Below are 6,120 nucleotides of genomic sequence, written 5' to 3' on the forward strand. Positions count from 1 at the left end.
CCACTTAACGCAACAGACCGTCACACCACGCGACCTTCGCGCAGCCCTGGGGAACAGTGTGCCCAAAGTATAGATTTCCGGGCCGTCGGCAGGCGGGAAACCGTGCCGCGGCACAGCGCGCGACTCGATGCCGATCAGGCATACCGGTATGCCGCCGAGGTGTACGTCCCACACCACCGCGGTCTCCGCGCCCTCCATGTGCTTCCAGCGTTCCAGCACCGGGTGGTCCTGGTCGGACAGCGCCTCCATCACAGGGCGGATGCCGAAGGGCTTCTTGCGGTCCGGGTTGGCCTCGGCGGAGAAGATCTCACCGACGGATGTGAAGTCGCTGCCAGCCACCGAGTGAGGGTAGTCGGAGATGTCGCGGTCGACGGGGTCGTTCGTCTCCGCTCGCCGCGGACCATCCTCGCCGGGGGCGACATATGTGTGGTTGTAGTGTGCCATCAGCACGTCCACGGCGGCGGTCAGGTTCGGCGCCCAATACTGCCCCTGCCCGTTCGGGCCCATCACTCGGTCGTAGCCGCCAATGCCGAAGTTGTCCTCGGCCGACACGCCGCCGGAGACATCCACTGCCTGCTTGCCGGTGAGCACCATCGTCGAGTCCGGGGTCATCACCAGGATGCCCTTGGTGTGCATGAGCATCGTCGCCTCGGCGTTCCAGTACGGCTGCGCACCGACGGTGATGCCCGTGACCGCGATGTTGATCTCGCTGCCGGCCTGGGTGAACTCGACGATCTGCTTGAGTGCCGCGCCCACCCAGTCCATGTTCTCCGTGCCCGATTCCATGGAGATCCGGGCACCGGAGGACAGCGCGTACCATTCCAGCGGCAACCGCATCCGCTCGGCCAGGTTCAGTGCGGCGATCACGCGGCGGCACTCCGGCTCTGACAGTGCGCCGAGCGACTTCGTCGGGTCGCTGAGCAGTACGACCCTGGTGACACCCTGCGGGTGCAGCCTGGTCGGGGCGGTGGCCACACCCACGACGATCGCCGCGGTGTTGTGCCCCTTCGGCCGGTCGACCGGCACCAGCGCGCAGCTGTCGTCGAGGTCGTACTCGACGAAGTCGCCGAGCAGGTCGGTCAGTTCATATGGGTGCATCATCTTGCGGTTGCTCGCGCGCAGCACCTTGAGCCGGTAATCGTCGATCGGCTCGATCGGCTCGACCGAAGGCTCGCCAACGGTCAGCTCGACGCCCGTGGTCTTGAAGGAGACACACAGGGCGATCTTAGACAGCTCGCCGGTCTGCGGGCTGCGCTGCTGGGCGATGAACAGGATCTCCTCTAGCTCGGCGTCCGCGGTCATCAGCAGCACACGCTCAGTGATCATCTCTAGCTCGGTGCGGGTGATGTCGCTCGGCGGCCAGACGTAGACCACGATCCGGTTGGTGTTGAAACGCTTGTCCGACGGTCGCAGCGACCGCGCGCGGCGGATCGAGTCGACGCAGGCGGCCACGGCCTCCTCGGCCGCTGGCAACGCGACCAGCTGGCCATCATGATCGTGCTCCCTAAACAGGTCGCATACCTGGATGAACGCGACAAAGCGGTTATCCGACGGATTCTCCCGCGCCACGCACTGGTAGAGGTACACATCCTCGTCTGACGACGGCAGCCGGGTGAGGTCGAATTTGCTCAGCCGCTCCAGCTGCATCCGCTGCGCGATGCACGGGTGCAGGCCGCGGATCGGCCGTTCCTCGGCCATCCCGGCGTCCGACGGCCGGAACGTGAAGTGGTGGGTCATCGTGCAGCTGCCTCCGGGGTGATGGTGATGGTGAGCCGACGCACCTGGGGCGGCAGCGGGTGCGCGCTGGCGGCCTCGCCCAGCACGGCCGCCATCACGTCGGAGTCCGCCGGCTGGTTCTCCCAGGACAGGTAGATGTCAGCATCGACGGAGCGCTCGCCGCCTGCCAGCTCCGCAAGCCCACCCAGCGCCGCGTCCAGCGCGTCGAAGCCCACTGCGCAGGAGACGAGCCTGGAGCCCGCGCGCTCGGCCACCCAGAATCGGTAGCCGGCGTACTCGGTGGCGCGGATGTGGGTGAGGTCCTTGTTGCCGTAGTACCGGCGGGTCAGCACTTCCAGTATGACCGTGTTATCCTGGTCGCCGCGCAGCAGCCGCTGGCCCAGCAGCGGCACCAGCGGCTCGGTGCTGCGCACCATCTCGGCGATGCGCTCGGTGCGATCCGGCGCGTCCGGGTAGGCGTCCAGGTGGAGCAGGTGCTCGAAGATACGGATGCGCTCCTGAGCACGGCGCAGCAACTGCTGCTGATGCTGGAACCAGGCGAACATCACGTCGAGCGCGAGGTCGGCAACCACGGGGAAGTGGCCCTTCGTGGCGGTCACCAGCCGCTCTAGCGCCAGATACACCGGTTTGTGCACGGACTTGTCCGGCGGCGGCTCCCACCGCCACGATTCCAGCAGCGCCGCAACTACCTTGGCGGCCACCTTGGCGGTGGCAGGCTGCCGGGCAAGGAAGATTCGGAACACCGCGGCCTCGAGCTCGGGGGAGCGTTTCAGGTCGGTGACGTCGTAATGCCCGAGCGCCTTGGCCAGTTTGGCCTGGAACGACTCCGTTAGCCCGGCCCGCTCGACATCGAGGCTGCGCAGGTAGGTGTGGAAGTGCTCGTGAGGGCTGCGCGGGTGGCCCTCATCGCCGACGTCCATGCGGGCAGGCCGGTTCCGGCTCAGCTCGGCCAGGTCGGCGAATATTTCGATGATTTCGAGCTCCTTGGCCAGCGGCTGGTGGCCCTTCTCGGTGGCCGCCCGACGCGCGGCGAGGTAGTCGTGGAGCGCCTGGCGCTCATCGTGCAGGTCGAAGCCCAGCAGCAAAGCGCGCAGATCCTCCAGGCCGCGCGCGGTGCGCTCACGCGCCGGGACCTCCTCGGGCGCGGTCGGCAGGTCCAGCCCGGCCGCCGGGGCAGCCGGGCTGTCCTCGACCTCGGCACCGGCGATCGGCTCCAGCCGCAGCAGCGGCGCACCCGCCTCCACCTGGCTGCCCACGGAGACGAAGCATTCCCTCACCCGCGCCTTGAATGGCGCCTGCAGCACCGTCTCCATTTTCATGCTCTCCAGCACCAGGATTTGTGCGCCCGCCTCGATCTCGGCGCCAACCTCCAGCGGCGTGGCGATGACCATGGCAGGCATGGGCGAGCGGACGACGTCGCCCTCGTCGCGGCTGACCCGGTGTGTGACGCCGTCCACCTCGATCAGGTGGACGGGCCCGTGGATGTCGGCGAGTAGCCGGTACCGGGCACCGTTGACGACGATCTGCCCGGTGTGCCGATCGAAGCGGTCAATCGTGACGTCAGCGGTGCGGACGTCGGCGCCCGCTTCGAGGCTGACGTGGAACCGGCACGGGCCCCGCCGCGCCACGCGCGCCTGGTAGCCGACGCCGCGCAACTTGAGGTCCAGCGGCCGACCGCTGTCGTGCTGCACCTGCGGGCGTCCGCCGAACGCCGTCAACAGCAGCCGCTGCCGCTCGGCGTGCTCCTTCTCCTCGTACGCGTCGATGGCCGCTGCCACCAGGGCCACGGCGGAGTTCCGGTGCGAGACAAGCCTGTCCCCGACGCGGTCGATCCAGCCGGTGTCCGCGCTGGCGTCGATCACCTCGGGCCGGTTGAGCAGGTCCAGCAGGAAGCTCTTGTTCGTGACACCACCTTTGATGACCACTTTGGTCCCCTGGATTGCCCGGCGCAGCCGGCCCAGCGCCTCGTCGCGATCGCGGCCGTAGGCGATGATCTTCACGATCATCGAGTCGAAGTCGGCCGGGATGGTGTCGCCCTCGCTGAAGCCAGCGTCGACACGGATGCCGGGTCCGGCTGGCAGCTCCAGCCGCGTGATGTGGCCCGGGCACGGCATGAAGTCGCGGTCGGGGTCCTCCGCGTTGAGCCGGGCCTCGACGGCGTGTCCGCGCTCGACCGGCCGCGCGCCCTGCAGCCGGCCGCCCGAGGCCACGTGTAGTTGGGCCTTGACCAGGTCGAACCCGGTGGTGGCCTCGGTGATCGGGTGCTCGACCTGCAGGCGGGTGTTGACCTCGAGAAACGTGGTCTGCTTGTCGCCGGGGTGGTAGAGGAACTCGACGGTCGCCGCGCCCCGGTAGCCGACCGCGACGATCAACCGCTCGGCCGCAGCCTTGAGGTTGGCCGCCTGCTCCGGGCTGAGCACCGGCGAGGCCGACTCCTCGATCACCTTCTGGTTGCGCCGCTGCACCGAGCAGTCGCGGACGCCGAGCGCCCACGCGGTGCCCTGGCTGTCGGCAATCACCTGGACCTCGACGTGCCGGGCCCCAGTAATTAGGCGCTCCAGGAACATGACATCGATGCCGAACGCCCGCGCGGCCTCTTGCCTGGTGCGCTCGAAGGCGTTGACAAGCTCGGACTCGTCCCTGATCATACGGATGCCCCGACCACCGCCGCCCGCGGCCGCCTTGAGCATAAGCGGATAGCCGATCTTGGAAGCCGCCGCCAGGGCGGCGTCCAGGCTCTCGACCGGACCGCGGCTCCACGGCGCGATCGGCACGCCGACCTCCTCGGCGATTCGCTTCGCGCCGATCTTGTCGCCGAGCTTGCGCATGGCCTCGGAACTGGGCCCGATGAAGGTGACCCCGAGCCTCTCGCAAAGCTCTTCGAACGCCGGGTCCTCCGCGACGAAGCCCCAGCCGACCCACGCGGCGTCGGCCCCAGTCTCCACCAGCGCGCGCTCCAGGACCCTCAGGTCGAGATAGGGACGCGCGGCGGCCGGGCCAAGACAGTAGGCCCTGTCGGCCTCGCGCACGAACGTCGCGGTGCGGTCGACATCGGTGTACAGGGCGACGGTCTCGATCGCTGTTGCGGTCTCGGCGACTATCTCCCGAACGGCTCGGATGAGGCGCATCGCGGCCTCACCACGGTTGACGATGGCGACGCAGCGGAACATGGCTGAGTCCTTCCTGCTCAAGACACACCATTCGGTTGGCGGGTGGCCGGTTCGTCCTCGCGACTGGTGCCTGACCGGAATGTGGGGATGGCGCCCGGCCGGTCGCGATGACCGCGCCGGGATCGGCGACTGCTTGATATCGGGCCTACGCCCAGCGCAAGGCGATCCCACCCCACGTCGCGCCGCCGCCGAAAGCCACCATAAGGAGCAGGGAGTCCCGCTGGAGCCGACTGGCCCGTACAGCGTCATCCAGTGTGATCGGCACGGAAGCGGCACCGGTGTTGCCGTACCTGCCGACGGTGAGATGCAACATGCCCGGGGCGAGCCCCAGGTTCTCAGCCAGGTCGGCCAGCATCACGCCGTTCGCCTGATGGGACACGATGAGATCAACGTCGGGCAGCGTTACACCCACAGTCGTGCACAGTTCCGTCACGACTGCTGCCAACTTCTCGGTTGCCAGGCGACGAACCTCCCGGCCGTTCATCATGAAGTAGTGCTGATGTTTCTCGATGCTGAGATGGCTCGGAGGCATTCGACTGCCTCCGCCTGGGATCTGGATCAAGTCCGTGTTGCGTCCGTCCGAGTACAGGGTGCTCGCCAACAGGCCTTGTCCGTCAGGTACCTTGCCGAGGACGACCGCGCCAGCACCGTCTCCGAAAAGAGTCGAGGTGCGGTAGTCGGTGTAGTCAAGAATGCGCGAATAGGTGTCGGCGCCAATAACCAAGGCGGTGGAGTAATCCGGGTCCGCGGCAAGTAGGGAGTCGGCGCACTTCAGCGCGTAGATGAAGCCGCTGCAGACCGCTTGAATGTCGAAGGCGAACGCTCGAGTGGCGCCGATGGATGCTTGAACGTGGCATGCGGTGGCGGGCATGGGCTGGTCGGGTGTGGATGTGGCAAGCACGATCAGATTGATGTCCCGGGCCTGCATGCCTGCCGCGGCGAGCGCCTGTCGTGCGGCGTGGGCAGCCAGATCCGAGGTGGCCTCGTGCGGTGCTGCCACACGGCGTTCGCGGATGCCGGTCTTCTCGAAGATCTTGCCGCGGTCGAGACCGAGAAGATCTTCCATTTCTTCACTCGTCAAAATTTTTTCTGGGACGTATGACCCAGTTCCGAGAATGGCTGTGTTCACGACTGATCCTTTCAGGGGTCGAGGCTCAGGGCTGCGCGAAGGTCGCGTGGTGTGACGGCCTGTTGCGTTAAGTGGCTATGAATT

General features: G+C 67.3%; 3 protein-coding genes. All 3 read right to left on the minus strand.

Going from position 1 to position 6,120, the window contains the following annotated elements; all coding sequences use genetic code 11:
• A partial coding sequence (locus tag AC08ON_RS15360) for a carboxyl transferase domain-containing protein (protein WP_476617213.1) occupies positions 1-1,698 on the minus strand: 1,698 nt, incomplete at its 3' end.
• 35 nt (positions 1,699-1,733) lie between these two features.
• Positions 1,734-5,156, minus strand: a complete 3,423-nt coding sequence (locus AC08ON_RS15365) for an ATP-binding protein (protein WP_476608207.1) — start codon at positions 5,154-5,156, stop codon at positions 1,734-1,736.
• Positions 5,053-6,036, minus strand: a complete 984-nt coding sequence (locus tag AC08ON_RS15370; protein WP_476608208.1) for a 3-oxoacyl-ACP synthase III family protein — start codon at positions 6,034-6,036, stop codon at positions 5,053-5,055. The genes AC08ON_RS15365 and AC08ON_RS15370 overlap by 104 nt, the downstream gene beginning before the upstream one ends.
• Positions 6,037-6,120 lie beyond the last annotated feature (84 nt).

Source organism: Frankia sp. CoWAU3, assembly GCF_977971855.1.

Coding starts and splice junctions, on each gene's coding strand:
- AC08ON_RS15365 (WP_476608207.1), bottom strand. CDS start 5,156: ATGACGCTGTACGGGCCAGTCGGCTCCAGCGGGACTCCCTGCTCCTTA.